The following is a 1,618-nucleotide window of genomic DNA, read 5'->3' on the forward strand; positions in this document are numbered from 1 at the left end:
TGAGTCCATTAGACAAGTTAATGCAAACATCGCCATTTGTACTTGTTGTGGTAGAGACAGACCTGCAGTATGGTTCAAGGCTACGCTGCGGCTATCAGCAACGATACGGTCGATGAATTTGATGTCACGTGGCTCTGGAGTTAGCGTTTTGTAACGGTCGTCCAATTGGCACTGTGTCGCTTCACTGAATGAGCGAAGTGTATCGTCGAACACGTTCTCATCGTGAATACCGATAGTGCCTAGACGCCAGCCTGTTGCACCGAAGTATTTAGAGAATGAGTAAACACATAGTGTGTTATACGGTAGTTTTGCGAACAGAGAAACGAACTCATCTGCGAATGTGCCGTACACGTCATCTGTGATGATGAATAGGTCTTTACGCTGCTCGTTGACGAAGTTTGCTAGGTTATCCAGTGTTTCATCAGAGAATTTAACTGATGCTGGGTTTGCTGGGTTAACAACACAAAGCAGTTTGATGTCTGTATCTGCCAGTTTTTCGATTTCAGACATTGGTAGCTGCCAAGTGGTCTCATCAAGGCGTAGCTCAACGATTTCCAGCTCATACTCTGCTAGCTCTGGGATTTCTAGGTAAGGGGTAAAGATTGGCGTGATTAGCGCAACTTTGTCACCTTTTTTCAATAGACCATTGTTGAACATGGTTGCGAACGTGTACGTCATTGACGCTGTGCCGCCTTCTGTTGCGAACAAGTCAAAGTTAGTCGTCATTGGCATTGGGCCGTACATCTCTTCTGCGATGTATTGTTTAACCACTTTCTCGATGTTCACTAGCATACGTGGTGGTACTGGGTAGTTACACGCAAGGTAAGCCAGTACTAGCTCGTTTAGGAACGCTTGTTTTTCGATACCTAGACGGTCTTTTGCGTAGCTTAGTGCACGACGTAGGAAGTCAACGCCTTTGTCTGCTGCATATTGGCTTGCGAACGTGTCGAAACGCTCAACGATGCCAACACCATCAGGGATACCACCGAAATCACCACCTAGGTAAGCGTAGTTACGCTCTGCTTCTGCTACCGCAAACTCACCAAGACGGATGAAGGCTTTACGAGGTAGCGTTGCTAGGAAGTTAGGGTTACCACGACCTGCATCAAGAAGTGCACGATCTGGCACAGCTTGCGCCACTTCAATCAGTTTGTCTTTTAGCTCGAATGGGCTTAGGTCAGCGAATTTTGAAAAATCGATAGTTGGAGTTTGAGTAGTCATAATATTTACCTAATAATTTAATATTAAACACTTGTAATTAAATAAAGTGTTTTACTTAAGCGTGATTATTCAGGCCTACCCTATTTTTGATTGGGTAGGTCTGTTAATAAGTTGATGATTTTTTAAATCTATAATGAGTTGTAGGTTTTAATTACATACCCGCATTAACGGTAATAATGCCGACGATAATTGGGCCCCATAGAGTCAGTAACACGTTGGCTACGGCGTAAGTCACAGTAAAAGAGAATACTGGCGTTGCGTTGCCTGTTTTTTCCATCAATGCAGCGAACGCTGGGTTTGCACTTCGACCACCGGTTACACAACCTAAAGCTTCTACCGGATTCTTTATCTTCAATACAAAGTACGAGAAGAAGAATGAAATAATCTGTGGAATGAT

1 protein-coding gene and 1 pseudogene are annotated in these 1,618 nt (G+C 43.9%); both read right to left on the reverse strand.

Annotation, left to right across the window (positions count from 1 at the left end; translation table 11 throughout):
• Positions 1 to 1,221 (reverse strand): bifunctional aspartate transaminase/aspartate 4-decarboxylase (locus AB4161_RS22930; protein WP_372084440.1); only part of this gene is annotated, 1,221 nt, incomplete at its 3' end.
• 151 nt (positions 1,222 to 1,372) lie between these two features.
• Positions 1,373 to 1,618, reverse strand: a pseudogene (locus AB4161_RS22935) (aspartate-alanine antiporter); the annotation flags it as partial.

The sequence above is a fragment of the Vibrio sp. 10N.286.51.E5 genome (genome assembly GCF_041469125.1).
GTDB lineage: Bacteria > Pseudomonadota > Gammaproteobacteria > Enterobacterales > Vibrionaceae > Vibrio > Vibrio crassostreae_C.